The sequence below is a fragment of the Flavobacterium sp. PLA-DH12 genome (genome assembly GCF_059511845.1).
Genome location: NZ_JCAMPD010000001.1, coordinates 340,045 through 355,266, shown reverse-complemented (window position 1 = coordinate 355,266; position 15,222 = coordinate 340,045). Strand labels below are relative to the sequence as shown.

13 protein-coding genes are annotated in these 15,222 nt (G+C 36.0%); 11 read left to right on the top strand and 2 right to left on the bottom strand.

Annotation, left to right across the window (positions count from 1 at the left end; all coding sequences use genetic code 11):
- Together AC5ZCW_RS01615 and AC5ZCW_RS01610 are read right to left on the bottom strand one after the other, a co-directional pair.
- Nucleotides 1-468: a nucleoside deaminase gene (locus AC5ZCW_RS01615; protein WP_496117483.1), complete on the bottom strand. Its 468-nt coding sequence runs from the start codon at nucleotides 466-468 to the stop codon at nucleotides 1-3.
- 151 nt (nucleotides 469-619) lie between these two features.
- Nucleotides 620-985, bottom strand: a complete 366-nt coding sequence (locus AC5ZCW_RS01610; protein ID WP_496117481.1) for a DsrE family protein — start codon at nucleotides 983-985, stop codon at nucleotides 620-622.
- A gap of 222 nt (nucleotides 986-1,207) precedes the next feature.
- On the opposite strand from AC5ZCW_RS01610, the gene AC5ZCW_RS01605 reads away from it, so the two are divergent.
- The 11 genes from AC5ZCW_RS01605 to AC5ZCW_RS01555 all read left to right on the top strand — a co-directional run bounded on the left by AC5ZCW_RS01605 (nucleotide 1,208) and on the right by AC5ZCW_RS01555 (nucleotide 15,218).
- On the top strand, nucleotides 1,208-2,296 hold the full coding sequence (locus tag AC5ZCW_RS01605) for an NADH:flavin oxidoreductase (protein ID WP_496117479.1): 1,089 nt from the start codon (nucleotides 1,208-1,210) through the stop codon (nucleotides 2,294-2,296).
- 110 nt (nucleotides 2,297-2,406) lie between these two features.
- Nucleotides 2,407-3,354 (top strand): aldo/keto reductase, encoded by a 948-nt coding sequence (locus AC5ZCW_RS01600; RefSeq protein WP_496117477.1) that lies wholly within the window; start codon nucleotides 2,407-2,409, stop codon nucleotides 3,352-3,354.
- A gap of 411 nt (nucleotides 3,355-3,765) precedes the next feature.
- Nucleotides 3,766-5,133, top strand: a complete 1,368-nt coding sequence (gene dcuC / locus AC5ZCW_RS01595) for a C4-dicarboxylate transporter DcuC (protein WP_496117475.1) — start codon at nucleotides 3,766-3,768, stop codon at nucleotides 5,131-5,133.
- Between the two features lie 13 nt (nucleotides 5,134-5,146).
- Nucleotides 5,147-6,298, top strand: coding sequence for a beta-aspartyl-peptidase (gene iadA / locus AC5ZCW_RS01590; RefSeq protein WP_496117473.1), 1,152 nt, complete (start codon nucleotides 5,147-5,149; stop codon nucleotides 6,296-6,298).
- Between the two features lie 6 nt (nucleotides 6,299-6,304).
- On the top strand, nucleotides 6,305-7,648 hold the full coding sequence (locus AC5ZCW_RS01585; RefSeq protein ID WP_496117471.1) for a putative porin: 1,344 nt from the start codon (nucleotides 6,305-6,307) through the stop codon (nucleotides 7,646-7,648).
- Between the two features lie 5 nt (nucleotides 7,649-7,653).
- On the top strand, nucleotides 7,654-9,192 hold the full coding sequence (locus AC5ZCW_RS01580) for a M14 family zinc carboxypeptidase (RefSeq protein WP_496117469.1): 1,539 nt from the start codon (nucleotides 7,654-7,656) through the stop codon (nucleotides 9,190-9,192).
- 7 nt (nucleotides 9,193-9,199) lie between these two features.
- A complete protein-coding gene (locus tag AC5ZCW_RS01575) occupies nucleotides 9,200-10,483 on the top strand; it encodes a hypothetical protein (RefSeq protein WP_496117467.1) in 1,284 nt (427 codons plus the stop codon).
- A gap of 10 nt (nucleotides 10,484-10,493) precedes the next feature.
- A complete protein-coding gene (locus tag AC5ZCW_RS01570; protein ID WP_496117465.1) occupies nucleotides 10,494-11,261 on the top strand; it encodes a lamin tail domain-containing protein in 768 nt (255 codons plus the stop codon).
- Nucleotides 11,262-11,490: 229 nt separating this feature from the next.
- Nucleotides 11,491-12,918 carry an amino acid permease gene (locus tag AC5ZCW_RS01565; RefSeq protein ID WP_496117463.1) on the top strand — a complete coding sequence of 476 codons (1,428 nt, stop codon included), beginning with the start codon at nucleotides 11,491-11,493 and terminating at the stop codon, nucleotides 12,916-12,918.
- A 210-nt stretch (nucleotides 12,919-13,128) separates the two neighbouring features.
- Nucleotides 13,129-14,493 (top strand): NAD-dependent succinate-semialdehyde dehydrogenase, encoded by a 1,365-nt coding sequence (locus AC5ZCW_RS01560; protein WP_496117461.1) that lies wholly within the window; start codon nucleotides 13,129-13,131, stop codon nucleotides 14,491-14,493.
- Between the two features lie 26 nt (nucleotides 14,494-14,519).
- Complete coding sequence (locus AC5ZCW_RS01555) at nucleotides 14,520-15,218, top strand: DUF1826 domain-containing protein (protein WP_496117893.1); 699 nt, start codon at nucleotides 14,520-14,522, stop codon at nucleotides 15,216-15,218.
- Nucleotides 15,219-15,222 lie beyond the last annotated feature (4 nt).

Below are 15,222 nucleotides of genomic sequence, written 5' to 3'. Positions count from 1 at the left end.
TTATAATTTGCCAAGTAGTTCTAAAAATTGAGCATTTAATTCACTGCATTCATCAACACAAACATCGCCAACGACTTTTGGTTTCTGTCCCCATTTAGGAACATCTTCAGCACTTAGAACATTATATTTCGAAGTAAAACCGCCAACATAAGGCACAGATGTACCATAAATAATTGCAGCAATTTTGTGATGACGAATCATATAAGAACACATAATGCAGGGTTCGTGCGTCGTATACATTTTTGCCAGATGCAACTTATCCGAAAATCCGTTTTTTAATGCATCTTTAACCGCCAATATTTCGGCATGATTGGTAATATCTCCCGTTGATTTTCCAGATTCAATTCCCGTACCGATTACTTTACCATCAAGCACAATCAGTGCGCCCACAGGGGGATTTCCAGCTTTAAGAGCTGTTTTGGCAAGATCTAAACATTGATGCATATAATATTGAAAATCTTCTTGCATAACTTTAAACTTAAATTTTGATTTTAAGGAATAATCCAGTTTTAGCTAAATTACTCAAAAAAGCAACTGCTTTATTGGATTAGATGGGTCGAATTCTATTGCAATTTTTAAACTGCCCTGTTACTAAATAAAGGGCAGTTTAAATTTTGGCTTAGAAAATTAGAATATCGTAACCTTCTTTTTTAAGGTTTACAAAACTCGGAAGACCTGGAGTTCCAGGAACTTTGTTGTCATTTAATAATTCATAACCCGATACTTCGGTGCCAAATACAGCAACACAACCTTTAGAAAGTCCGTGAACATGATCTTTTACTTCTTTATAAAGAGCATTAACAGGATGTTCTGGTTGGTCAAGCTGTTCAGGCCATCTGATACCTGCACCTTGAAAAATAATTTTTACATCTTCACCTTCGTGTTTAAATTCATAAGCTGATGCTAAAGCATTGAATACACGTCCTAACGCTTCTTCTGAACCCGCTTTTGGGTCAGAAAGAATAATAATAGCTGTTTTTTTCATTTGAATAAGTTTTAATAACACCGCAAAGATCTGACGCCAATACCTGTTAGAGAATGGAGGAAATTTACTTTATGATGGAGAATTTTTATGAGAAGTTTTTAGAAGAATTTAGATTTAAAACGTCCATTATAAAGTAAAAATCATCCATTTCTCAGGAGAGATGATCTTGACAACTTTGCATAAGATAATAATGCACTTAAGTTGAACTTTAAAAAAAATAAAATGGCTGTTTCTGATTTATTTAAACCGCTTACATTACTGCATGGTCCAGCAATGAAGAATCGTTTTATGCTGGCACCTTTAACAAGCCAGCAGAGCGAATTTGATGGCACTGCATCTCAATACGATCAATTTTGGATGGAACAGCTTGCGCAAGGCAGTTACGGATTAATTCAAACCAGCGCTGCAACAGTGGAGGCTGGAGGTATAGCATTCGAACGCCAATTAGGTATTCATAGTGATGATCATTTGCCTAGTTTAACCCAAATGGCATCGGTTATTCGTGACGGTGGTGCGTTGTCTGCGGTGCAATTGCATCATGCGGGACATCGTGCTAAACCTTCTATAGGAGGAATTCCGGCTCCAGCTTCGAGTAAAACTTTAGAAGGGATAAAAGCAATTACGACTGAAGAAGTAGAAAGAATTCGCGACAGTTTTATTGCCGCGGCAAAAAGAGCGCAGCTGGCAGGATTTGACGGAATCTCTGTTCACGGAGCCTTCGGATGGATTCTTTCTGAATTTATGTCGCCAAACTTAAACGATCGTACCGATAAGTATGGAGGAAGTTTAGAAAACCGCGCTCGTTTTACTATTGAGGTTATTGAAGGAATTCGTCGAGCTTGCGGTCCCGATTTTCAGATTGGTTGGAGATTGTCGATTGAACGTTATGGATTGCTTTTGGAGGAACTTCGAGAAATTACGGCTGATATATTTGACAGGGAATTAATTGATTATTTGGATTTAGCACTTTGGGATTCAGCTCAAATTGTTCGTGAAGGAACTTTTAAAGGAAAAACCATGTTGAGTGTTTTTACAGAACTTCCTCGTAAAGGTGTGCGTTTAGGAGCGGCAGGAAAAATTATGAGTGCACAGCGTGCCGGAGAACTTCTAGATGAAGGATGCGATTTTGTGCTTATTGCGCGTGCGGCAATTTTACAGCGTGATTTTCCTCTTCAGGTAAAAGCAAACCCAATGTACGATAGTCCGCAGCTGCCTGTAATGGCGGATTTCCTGAGACAGGGCGGACTTAGCGAACGTTTTATCGAAACCATGCGCGGATGGCAGACTTTTGTAAAAGCAGGTTCTTTGTAAGTTTTTGTAGTGTTTTAATTGACGAATATTGAAGAAAAATAGATCTTGTATCTAAAATATAATATATATTTTTATTAATTGATTACGAACTGACTAATACACCAAAAATCATGGATTCTCAAAACCAAAAAAGCGAAATAAACCGACGCAAATTTTTACGAAATACTTCATTAGCGACTGTTGGAATTTACTTGGGCATTTTAGGTACGCCTAAAGTATTCGGAAATGTATTGATAGATACAAATGCTAAAGGCATTCCAGATGTTAAATTGAATAATGGATTGAAAATGCCTATGCTCGGGTTTGGAACTTACGGACTAAGCGGTGATATATGTCAAAAATCTGTTGTAGAAGCTATATCTGCAGGTTATTGTCTTATCGATACTGCAAAAGTGTATGGGAATGAAATAGAAGTTGGAAAAGCGATAAAACAAAGCGGAATTGATAGAAAACAGCTTTTTGTGACCTCAAAACTATGGGTTGATGATGCTGGATATGAAAATGCCAAAAAAGGTTTTGAAGAAACGCTTCAAAAACTGGGGTTTGATTATCTTGATTTGTATCTAATACATCGTCCGAGAGGTGATGTAAAAGGGTCTTGGAAAGCAATGGAGGAACTTTATAAAGCAGGAAAAATAAAAGCTATTGGAATTAGTAATTTTGATACAGCTCAATTGACAGATCTTTTGTCTTATGCTCAGGTAAAACCAGTTGTAAACCAGATTGAAACCCATGCTTATTTTCAGCAGACAAATGATTATGCGGTGCTAAAACAGCATAATATCCAAACAGAAGCTTGGGCGCCTTTTGCAGAAGGCCGAAACGATCTTTTTACAAATGAAGTATTAACTCAAATTGCGAAGAAGCATGGTAAAACTACTGCACAGGTAAGTTTAAGATGGCATTACCAGCGCGGTATTGTGGCTATTCCGAGATCTTCTCAAAAAGTACATATTTTAGAAAACCTAAATATATTTGATTTTAAGCTTGATGATGCTGATATGAAAGCGATTGCAAAATTGGATTTAAATAAAACTCAGTTTCCGGAATGGAGTTAAAGCATGCTTAGCATTAAATTAAAACCATAATAAAAAAGCCTATTTCCATCGAAAATAGGCTTTTTTTATGTTACTTCTATGAACTTCAAAAAGCTAAGTTTCCATTTTTCTATATTCATATTTAGACAATCTTATGGTTTGAAAATATTGTAAAATAAATCTTATTTACCTTTTGTTAAGTATTTTACAGTCAATGCTGTATGTTTTTTAGAAAAAGAGGCTTTAAGAAAAAACCGTTCTATTTGATTTATTTGCATAAAAAGGTGTTCCTCTTTAAGATTTATTAATAAAAAACTGCATAAACAGAGCGTGATTTGCTTAATTGCTAATTTTAATAAGGTTGTTAAAATAAAACAAAAAAAGAGCTAAATTTAATCGAATATTTTTATTGTCTAACTTATCTAATTGTTTATGAATGTATTAGGTTTGGTGGTTAGTATTTTATTTATAGCCGTAACAGCATATCTGCTTGTGAAAAAATTCAATCCGCAAGCTGTTCTTCTTTTTGCTGGCATATTGATGATGGTCATGGCTACTTTGTTAAATTTCCCTATTACTCCTGTAGCGCAGCCAACAGGAATTTTCGTATTCGACTTATTTAAACGCTTACAAGAATCATTATCTGATAAAACTGCCAATGTCGGGCTCATGATTATGACAATTGGCGGATTTGTTGCTTATATGAAAGCGATTGGAGCTAGCGATGCATTAGTGCATGTTGCTGTTAAACCGCTTGGGGTTTTTAAAAAGTTTCCGTACATCGCAGCTTCTATAGTGATACCTATCGGTCAGGTTCTTTTTATTTGTACACCATCTGCAACAGGATTAGGTTTATTATTGGTTGCATCATTTTTTCCAATATTAGTTTCATTAGGAGTAAGTAGGGTTTCGGCTGTGGCTGTTATTTCTGCCTGTACTGTTTTTGATATGGGACCAGCATCAGCAAATACTGCCCGTGCATCGCAACTCCTAGATATGCATAATGTAGAGTATTTTATTAAGTATCAGCTGCCACTGGTAATTCCGATGACTACGCTTCTTATGATAGTCTATTTTTTTGTAAACAGACATTATGACCAAAAATTGCCAAAAGAACATCATGAAAATTATAATCCTGATGAAATTGTTTTAAAAACACCTTTGGTTTATGCAGTGTTGCCTGTTTTACCATTATTGCTCTTAATTGTATTTTCTCCAATTCTTAATATTTTTAGCAAACCTGTTCATCTTGATACGACAACTGCAATGCTTATATCATTGGTTATTTCTATGGCAATGGAAATAATTAGGTTACGAAATGTCGAAGGAGTTTTTGCTTCACTTAAAATATTTTGGGAAGGAATGGGTAAAGTATTTGCATCTGTTGTTACACTAATTGTTTGTGCGGAAATATTCGCTAACGGATTAATTTCACTAGGATTTATTGATAGCTTAACCAATGCTTCAATGAGTTTAGGACTTGGAATAGTAGGTATTGGAATATTAATGACTATTATAATTTTCCTAGCTTCTGTACTCATGGGTAGCGGTAATGCTTCTTTCTTTTCTTTCTCGCCATTAGTTCCTGGAATCGCAGCCAAATTTAATACATCAGCAGCAGGAATTATTTTGCCAATGCAGCTTTCATCAAGCATGGGAAGAGCCGTATCGCCAATTGCGGGTGTAATAGTAGGTATCGCTAAAATAGCAGAGGTTCAGCCAATGGATCTTGCAAAACGCAACGTAATTCCCATGTCAGTAGGTTTATTGTTTATGCTTGTATTTCATTATTTTATTTAAAACTTAAATAAAGATGTTTAAACTGATAAAAAATTCAATCCTATATGCTCCCGAATCATTGGGGAAAAAAGATATTCTGATTTGTGGAGAAAAAATCGCGCTAATCAGTGATAAAATAAACCCAAATCTTCCAGATGTTGAGATTATTGATGCAAACGGAAAAACAGTAACGCCAGGATTTATAGATCAGCATGTGCATATTACAGGTGCTGGCGGTAAGCACGGCTTTCAGTCGCTTACGCCAGAAATTGCTTTGACTGAATTTATTACCTGCGGAACAACAACTGTAGTGGGACTGTTAGGTACAGATGGAGCAACAAAAAGTCTGAAAGCACTTTACGCTAAAACCAAAGCGCTAGACAATGAAGGCATTACCGCTTATATGCTAACCAGCTATTTTGGTTTGCCCCCAATCACTATGATGGGTTCAGTATTAGAAGATATGCTGTTTATAGATAAAGTATTAGGATGCAAAGTAGCAATCAGTGACGAACGCTCTTCTTTTCCTACCGCCAAAGAACTGTTGTCTATTTTAAAAGATGTGCATGTTGGCGGTTTGACATCAGGTAAAAAAGGAATTATGCATGTGCATCTCGGAGCACTCAAAACCAACATGCAGTTATTGCTTGATTTGGTAGAACAATACGATTTTCCTATTAGAAATATATCGCCAACACATGTAGGCAGAACAGCTCCTTTATTTGAGGAAGCGATTCGTTTTGCCAAACTGGGCGGAATGATTGATATAACAACAGGCGGAACTAAATTTGACGAACCGTATAAACAAGTGCTTTATGCTCTAGATAAAGGAGTTCCAATAGAAAATATGACCTTCAGCAGTGATGGTAACGCTGGTTTAGGAGTAAATGACAAAGATGGTAATTTGGTAGGCTTCAAAAAAGCACCCATTGATCTGAATTATAAGCAGGTGCAAAAACTGGTGAAAGAAGCTAATATGCCTATAGGGCAAGCTATTCAGTTGGTAACATCAGGTCCTGCACGTAATTTATCACTTACACAAAAAGGGAGAGTCTTCGCAGGAGGTGACGCCGATTTATGTTTGTTTGATTCCAATTTTAATTTGACGGATGTCATAGCTCGAGGTAGAGTTATGATGAAGGAAAAAGAAATTTTAGTACGCGGAAGTTTTGAAAAGAAAGATTAGATAAATATGAAAATAAAACTATTCTTATTGCTGTTATTCTTCTCAAACTGCTACTTTGCAATAGCACAGGAAGATGACGAACTGGAGGTAAGGAACGAAATGGACTCTGAACAGACAGCTCAAACTCAAGATGTATCTGAGGCCATGCGTTTGAAAAAAGGCTATTCATTAGGTGATGGATTGACGCTGGAATCTGAAAGCACTTGGCTTAACTTTACGCAAAGTCTGCAGTTGTTGGCAGGTGTCAATTCTACTGACGGCTTTGATACGTACAGTTCAGAATTTAATATTCGTAGAGCTAGGTTTAATTTTAGAGGAACTTTATTCAATGAAAAAGTATATGTAAGACTCCGTGTAAATCTAGTGGGAAATTACCAGAGCACGACAACTGGATCGCGTTCTTATAATGGTACTTTACAAGACGCATTAATAGAATATAGGCCAACTCCCAACCATCGAATCAATTTTGGTGTGCGTGCCAATTATGACGACTCGAGAGAAGCTAGGATAGAAGGGGAGTCTCTTGGCTTTATTGAAAGAAGTGCCATATCTACAGCCTTTGATCCAATATTTGATTATGGAATAAGATATTATGGCGTATATCGTTTTGGAGGAAATGTCCTCAAACCGTATGTTTCCATCACTACCGGAGACGGAACTTCTGCTTTGCAAAAGAATTACGGCGGATTTAAATATGGTATTCGTTTAGATTATCTGCCTTTTGGAACCTTTAGTAAAGGAGGTGAATATTTTATGGATGATTTAGTGCATGAACGTGTGCCGAAATTAATAATCGGTCCTACTTTTAGTTATAATGATGGTATTAGTTCAGCAAAGGGAACCAATGGAGGAAGGTATATTTATGGTGATGCAGCACAGAATGAGCTTTTGCCTGATTTAATTAAGACGGGAATTGACTACATGTTCAAATATCGCGGATGGTATTCTCTAGGCGAATATGTTTATACTCATGCTAAAGTGCCTTCAGGTATTGCGGGAGAGTTTAACACAAGCGGAAAATTTACGCCATATACTGGCCAAACTCCAGAACAGATTGAAAATACGGTGCTTAGCCGATTAAATGTTGGAAGCGGATTCAATGTGCAAGTGGGATATTGCTTTAATGCATTTGCCTTATCTGGCAGATACTCATATATCGAGAATGATCCTAATACCGCCAATTTTGCAGATATGAACCGTTATTACAGTTGTGTTGGAACCTTTTATTTTAGCGGGCATAATTTAAAACTTCAGACCGAAGTGGGTTATCAGGAATACAAAGACATGTTAAAAACACCTGATGTAAAGGGAAATATATATGGTCAAATAATGTTTACTCTTCAATTATAGCGAAAATGAAAAAGTCACTATTAATTATCATGTTTACAATCTGTTCTGTCTCCGTAATGCAGGGGCAGACAGAAGATATTTATCAAAAATATTTTCCAGACCCAGCAACAGATATGCCATTGCCAATTACAAAAGGGAATTCGACATTTAATTACTTTACTAAGTATAAAGATGTGATTTCTTTTATTCAGGAATTAGCGGCCAAATACCCAGATATAATGACGGTTAGTTCGATTGGAACGACTCAAAAAGGAAAAAATCAGCCCATGGTTTTACTGACACGTAAAAGCAAGGTAGCAGATGAAGATAAATTGAGAGTCACTTTTATAGGAGGTATTCATGGTAATGAACCATTATCAACCGATGGTATGCTATATTTAATGTATTTGGTAACTCATGATGCTTCAAATACTGCCATGCTCGATAATATGATTTTGCAGGTTATACCTATGGTAAATGCAGACGGAAGAACTGCAGAAACAAGAGCAAGCAATAACAGTGTCGATTTAAATAGGGATCTTACGATTCTTAATGCAAAAGAAAGTGCAAATCTTAAAATAGCAATTAACAAGTTTGATCCTCATGTAGTAGTAGATTTTCATGAATTTTCACCAGCAAGATTAGATTTTAAAGAATTAAATGATTGTTATACATCGGCTTATGATATTTTATTTCTTTATACAGGAAATCTAAATGTAGATCCTGCAATTCGCGATGTAATCAAAACAGTATTTGTAGAGCCAACAAAATCTTTTTTAACCAGCCATGGCCGAAGAGTTGCAGATTATTGTACCACCTTTATGAAAGATAATGAAGTCTGGCTAAATATAGGAGGTATTGCTTCACGTTCAAGCGCAACGAATTACGCACTGCAAAATAGAATTTCTATGTTAATGGAAATTCGCGGATTATCAGAAAAAGAAAAATCGGCTAAAAGAAGAATTGAAACGGCAGCTCTTACAGGATTATCATATTTAAAGATTGCACACGATCATGAAGCGGAAATACGAACTGCTATTAAAACGGCTAATAAGAATGCTGTAGAAGCTACACGTGTTTCTGTAAGCACTTCAAAACCTGAAACAATTAAAAGAGATTATCATTTTGTAGACAAGTGCAAGGTTTCTGACACAACCATTGTTTTTAATGCTAATTACAATGTAAACCAGTCACCTGTTATTACTCGGCCAAAACCTGGTGCATTTATAATCTTTCCAGCATCGGAGAAAGTAAAAAAAGTGCTTGAAGTATCGGGCGTTTCGGTGAAAGTGATAAAACAGCCCTTCCAGTTTAATCATATAGAACAATATGCCGTAAATCAAAACGGACAAATAAACATTGTAGAAGGAGCAGTTTCTGTACCAGAAGATGCTCTTGTTATTGATTCTCAACAGCCTATGAGCAATGTAATAGCTGACCTTATAGAGCCTGATGGTGCAAACTCTCTGTATGCAAATAATATTATCAGAAAAAAAAGCAAAGAAAATATGATTCCTATATATCGTATATCTCGTGAACAATTATCTCAATTATCCACTAAATAATAACAGTATGAAATTAAAATACACCCTGTTTATATTTTGCACATTAGCAATTGCATTTCAATCGTTACGTGCGCAAGTGTCTGAGGTAGGAAAATCTGACTCAAATGTCCGTTATGTTACTGGAGAAGGCACATATATCACGCTTAGCAAAAAAGACAAATTTATTTTTAATATTAATGCCACTTTGCAGCCTGGTTTTCAGTTAAAGAGTGAAGATGTTGAAGATGTGACCACAAATTCAGAACAGTTATCTCTTAATCTTGTTCGTCTCGGACTTAATTTTTCGGCTTACGACAACAGGCTTACAATGGCCATTTTATCTGATTTTACTGGAACAACTGGTATATTGGAAGGATGGATCGGAATTGCCAGCAAAAATAAAAAGTACAGACTTGTATTTGGTGAACGACAAACCAATACCAATAACAGACTTGCAATGGCCGATGAAAGATATGCATCGGTAATGGCACCAACAATATCTGGAAAATCGAATGATGGAAGTATATATGGCGGTTTAATGCAAAATTTTGTTAGTACAACAAGAGAAGGCGGTTTGTATTTTGAAACCAATTTCAGCATTAATAAAATGAGATTGTATCCATCTGTATCGATCACTACAGGAGAAGGTCAGGGATTCTTTGATCCAGTGGCTAATTCTGGTTTCAAATACGGAGGAAGAATTGATTTTATGCCTTTGGGAGATTTTATTAAAAACAATGCTTTTATATCTCAAGACATTTATCACGAACCAAAACCAAAATTTGCGATTGGAGTTGCAGACAGTTATAATGTAAAAACAAGTAATTCTATTGGTGCGGGCAATGGTACAGTTTCAGGTATTTATGATGAAACTGGTAAAGCAGCTTTTGCAAATTATAATAAATTCGTTTTGGATTTAATATTTAAGTATAACGGTTTTGCTTTTGTGGGAGAATATATTGATGGATCCATTCATGGAAAAGATTTATTCACAGACACTGCAGGCGCAGTTAGGCTTACGCCTGAAAATGCTTCTGCAAAATATAGCGTGGGAAGCGCAATCAACGTTCAATCGTCGTATGTAACACACGATGGTTGGGCATTTGAAGGACGTTATTCATACGTTAAGCCTGAGTTTGATGTAGCAACATCTATAATTCAGACTCAACATTGGTATACAGCGGCATTTAATAAATATATGATGAATAATGCTTTGAAGTTTGGAATTAATGCGACCTATATTGACCAGAATGGAGCCGGTCAGAATAAAACAACATGGATAAATAACATTGCGGTACAAATTTCATTTTAAATTAACAGTTATGAAAGCACTAAAAATACTAGCGATTGCCCTATTGTTGGCTGGATGCGATTCAAATATTGATTTTTCGGGTCCATCGCCAGAACCGCCTTCACCAGACGAAGGAAAAGATCTACTTATAACTGAAATCGCAACATTTATCAACACAGATGGTGCCGCAGGTGGAGTTAGAAATCACTATGTGGAATTGTATAACGGTACTGGAAATACGATAGATTTGTCAAAATATGCTATTGGATATCAGGCTACAACAGATGAAAGCACGTTGACAGATTGGAGCTTTACCAGCACTGCAAATTATTTATTATTGACAGGGTCATTAGAAAAAGGAAAATGTTATGTTATTGCTTCGCCGCAGGCAAATACAACTGCCGTAAAGCGTGATACCGAATGGGGAACTACAAGCAGTGCAAATGCAGATGCAAGTAAACCTTTGCAGTTAAGCGGAAATAGCGGTATTGCTCTTTTAAAAAAGGATGCAGCAGGAAAATATACTCTAAACGGAGAATCTTATAGTCTTATTGATGCTTTTGGTAGTCCAAATGTAGCGCGTGTAACTTCGGGAGGAAGCAACAGTAGCCGTAATAATTTTATGTGGACAATTGCAGGAGAAACTAAAGACACACGTAACAGAACGTTTTGGAGAAAAGGAACCGTAAAAGATCCTAATCCCGATTGGGCTACCACCAAAGGAACTTCGGCCAGCAATTCAGAATGGACTATTTCTGGAGATAGAACATGGGATTACACTAATCTAGGACTTCGTTGAAATTAATATTTTTAGGATGCATGCCACTTAAAAATCATAAAAAAAACCGCTATTAGCGGTTTTTTTTTATTTCTATTGTCTTTAAAAGAATGGCAAAAACAAATTAAAGAGGATTTAGGCATTTGATTCAAATAATATTTAAAAGAGTGGCTTTGCACGATTCCTTTTTTAACTTATCTTCGCTGTTTATACATTTCCGAAAATATTTAACTCCTTTAAAATCTAATTTGTGAAAGAAAAATATGAAGATCTACAAGACAATCAGCTTAAACGTGGGTTGACTAACCGTCACATTCAATTAATTGCCTTAGGCGGATCAATAGGAACAGGGCTTTTCCTTGGTATTGGTCCAGCAGCTGTGTTAGCAGGTCCATCTGTTATTTTAGGATATGCTATTGCCGGAATCATTGCCTTTTTTATTATGAGACAGCTTGGAGAAATGGTTGTCGAAGAGCCTGTATCTGGAAGTTTTAGCTATTTTGCCTATAAATATTGCGGTTCTTTTGCTGGTTTTGCATCTGGTTGGAATTATTGGATTTTATATATTTTAGTCAGTATGGCCGAACTTACAGCCATTGGTGTTTATGTGCAATTTTGGTGGCCAGAAGTTCCGCTTTGGGCTTCTAGTTTGTTTTTCTTTCTAGTTATCAATGCTTTAAATTTTGCCTCGGTAAAAGTTTACGGAGAAACAGAATTCTGGTTTTCAATTATAAAAGTGGTTGCCATTATTGCAATGATTCTTTTTGGAACTTATTTATTGATAAGTGGAACAGGAGGAGAACATGCTACAATTCATAATTTATATAACGATGGAGGCTTTTTTCCAAAAGGTTTCTTCGAAAAAACGGCTAATGGCAGTTTTCAAGGATTATTATCAGCAATGGCTTTAATTATGTTCTCTTTTGGAGGTTTAGAACTAATTGGAATTACCGCTGCCGAAGCCGAAAATCCAGAAAAAAATATTCCAAAAGCAACCAATCAGGTTATTTATAGAATTCTTATATTTTATGTGGGTGCTTTGGTCATTTTATTTGCTTTGTCACCTTGGCGACAAATTACCACAGACAGTAGTCCGTTTGTAATGGTTTTTCAGAATTTAAACGGAATGGAATTTGAGCTGTTTGGCAACAAAATATATTTTACGCGATTGATTGCCAATGTGTTGAATTTAATTGTGTTAACTGCTGCTTTATCCGTATACAATAGTAGTGTATACAGTAACTCACGAATGTTATTTGGTTTGGCAGATCAAGGCAGTGCTCCTAAGTTTTTAAAGAAGCTAAACAAACAATCAGTACCTGTTAACGCCATTTTAATTTCTTCATGCTTTGCAGCGATCTGTATTTTAATCAACAAAGTAATTCCAGAAGAGGCATTTAGTATTTTAATGTCTCTAGTAGTGTCTTGCTTGGTTATTAACTGGGTTATGATTTCGTATACACATCTACAATTTAGACGTACGAAAGAAAAGGAAAACACAAAAACTAAGTTTGCATCCATATTTTATCCAGTTAGCAATTACATCTGTTTTGTATTTTTATTAGGTATTTTATGTATTATGTGGATGACTAATATGAAATTATCAGTAGAATTAATTCCTATTTGGCTGGGTATTCTTTTTGTATTTTACAAAGTTTTTAAAACAAAGAATACGTAGTTTTAATCGTATTTTTATTCTAGGCATTGAAAATCAGCATTGACATGATTTTCAATGCTTTTTTTTTCACTAGTCATGATAAAACAGTTTAGTTTATTCTGGTTACTTGCAATATGTTTTTCTGGTTTAGAAAAATAACCCTATTTGATAAAACTAAAATAAATTGTACCTTTTACATAGCTTTAAATTAAATAGATTAAAATATAAATTATGATAAAGTCTATAAATCCTTATAACCAGGAAACGGTATATGAATGTGCTGAATTAGAGAGTCAAGATATTAAAAATGCAATTGATACGGCAGATCTGCAATATAAATTATGGAGAGAAGTTTCCTTTTCAGAACGTTCCATATTGATGAAAAATGCTGGTCAGGAACTGAGAAAAAACGCTCGTGAATATGCACAGATTATAACTCAGGAAATGGGAAAACCCATTACTCAGTCAATAGCAGAAATAGAAAAATGCGCTGCTTTGTGCGATTTTTATGCGACACATGCTTCTGAAATGCTTGCAGATAAAATAATTGAAACAGAAGCGCATAAGAGTTATGTGAGCTACGAACCAATTGGAGTTGTTTTGGCTATTATGCCTTGGAATTATCCATTCTGGCAAGTTATGCGTTTTGCTGTGCCTGCGCTTATGGCGGGAAATGTCGGAATATTGAAACATGCCAGCAATGTAATGAAGTGCGCTATGAGTATTGAAAAAGTATTCGAAAAAGCTGGTTTTCCTAAAGGTTGTTTTACTAATCTCCCAATTGGCAGCAAAAAGGTAGAAGAAATCATTAGAAATCCAAAAGTGAAGGCGGTTACACTTACCGGAAGTGAAGCAGCGGGCAGGGCTGTAGCGGCCGTTGCAGGAAGTGAAATTAAAAAAACAGTGCTAGAACTGGGAGGGAGCAATGCATTGGTTGTTTTTGCAGACTGTAATTTGGAACAAACAGTAAAAACTTGCGTACAGGCACGTTTTCAGAATGCAGGGCAGAGCTGTATTGCTGGAAAGCGTTTATTGGTAGAGTCATCTATTGCCGAAGAATTTACAAAAGCCTTTCTTGAAGGTGTTAGAGGTCTTCGTCACGGAGATCCTTTAAGTGAAGAAACCACAATTGGAACTATGGCTCGTGTTGATCTTGCCGAAGAACTCGAAAAACAGCTTGAGCAGACACTAGAAAAAGGCGCGGTAGTTTTGCTGGGAGGTAAAAGAAATAAAGCTTATTTTGAATCTACTGTTATAGGAAATGTTACTGCTGATATGTCTATTTTTAAAGAAGAAATTTTTGGTCCCGTAATCGGAATTACGACTTTTAAAAATGAAGAAGAAGCTGTCGAACTTTCAAATAGCAGTCCGTTTGGACTTGGGGTTACAATTTTTACGGAAGACTTTGAAAAAGCCGTCCGATTAGTGCCAAAATTTGATGAAGGAGCAGTATTTGTAAACGAACTCGTAAAGAGCGACCAAAGATTGCCTTTTGGAGGAACTAAAAATTCAGGATACGGACGTGAACTTTCGCAAGATGGTATTCAGGAGTTTGTAAACAAGAAAACGGTTTACATAAATAAATATAAAAATTAAATTAATTGATTTCTTTGCATCATACTATGAGCAGCACATTTTCTGACAGCAATCAAATAGGAATAGTATCTACTTTCTCTGAACTTGTACAGACCAATTTTAAGGGAGAAATGAATGCACTTTGCTGGCACAGAAATTTGGATGGCGATTTTAGCGAGATTGTTGCCAAGTTGTCTTTAAGCGAAAATATAACCGAAGTTTCTCCCGCAGATTTAATTGCGCTTCAACTTTCGGAAAAGGGAAATATAGCACGAGAAATAATCTTAAACGATTTACAATTATTAGCCGATTTTGGAGCTTCGCCTTCTCTCAATTTACTGAAATGTTATGAACGTGATGATGAATTTGATTTCATATCTACCGATGTGTATTCGTTTCACGTAGATCGTTCACCTATTGCAACAGACACTTTTTTATGCACCTATCACGGAGCGGCAAGCGATATTGTTTCTAATGCACAGGCAGAACAAAAAATCTTAATTCCAGAAATTCGAGCGAAGCTAAAAGAGCTTCATGATGGACCAGAGAATGAGTTCGAAGACTTTTTAAAGGAAAATTATTTTGATTTACATTATCAGCTGCACGAAGATGCAAAACCTATTAATCTAGGCTTAGGACATCTTTGGCGTTTGGCTGTAGATCATCCAAAACAAGAAGTATTGCCCTGTGTTCATAGAGCACCAGTAGAAAATGATGGAGAATATAGATTGTTGCTGATTTGTTGAGGAG

Excerpts from the sequence above, each read along its gene's own strand:
- AC5ZCW_RS01605 (WP_496117479.1), top strand. The coding sequence starts at position 1,208 with ATGGCTGTTTCTGATTTATTTAAACCGCTTACATTACTGCATGGTCCA.
- AC5ZCW_RS01570 (WP_496117465.1), top strand. The coding sequence starts at position 10,494 with ATGAAAGCACTAAAAATACTAGCGATTGCCCTATTGTTGGCTGGATGC.
- AC5ZCW_RS01600 (WP_496117477.1), top strand. The coding sequence starts at position 2,407 with ATGGATTCTCAAAACCAAAAAAGCGAAATAAACCGACGCAAATTTTTA.
- iadA (WP_496117473.1), top strand. The coding sequence starts at position 5,147 with ATGTTTAAACTGATAAAAAATTCAATCCTATATGCTCCCGAATCATTG.
- AC5ZCW_RS01615 (WP_496117483.1), bottom strand. The coding sequence starts at position 468 with ATGCAAGAAGATTTTCAATATTATATGCATCAATGTTTAGATCTTGCC.
- AC5ZCW_RS01560 (WP_496117461.1), top strand. The coding sequence starts at position 13,129 with ATGATAAAGTCTATAAATCCTTATAACCAGGAAACGGTATATGAATGT.
- dcuC (WP_496117475.1), top strand. The coding sequence starts at position 3,766 with ATGAATGTATTAGGTTTGGTGGTTAGTATTTTATTTATAGCCGTAACA.
- AC5ZCW_RS01575 (WP_496117467.1), top strand. The coding sequence starts at position 9,200 with ATGAAATTAAAATACACCCTGTTTATATTTTGCACATTAGCAATTGCA.
- AC5ZCW_RS01610 (WP_496117481.1), bottom strand. The coding sequence starts at position 985 with ATGAAAAAAACAGCTATTATTATTCTTTCTGACCCAAAAGCGGGTTCA.
- AC5ZCW_RS01555 (WP_496117893.1), top strand. The coding sequence starts at position 14,520 with ATGAGCAGCACATTTTCTGACAGCAATCAAATAGGAATAGTATCTACT.
- AC5ZCW_RS01585 (WP_496117471.1), top strand. The coding sequence starts at position 6,305 with ATGAAAATAAAACTATTCTTATTGCTGTTATTCTTCTCAAACTGCTAC.
- AC5ZCW_RS01580 (WP_496117469.1), top strand. The coding sequence starts at position 7,654 with ATGAAAAAGTCACTATTAATTATCATGTTTACAATCTGTTCTGTCTCC.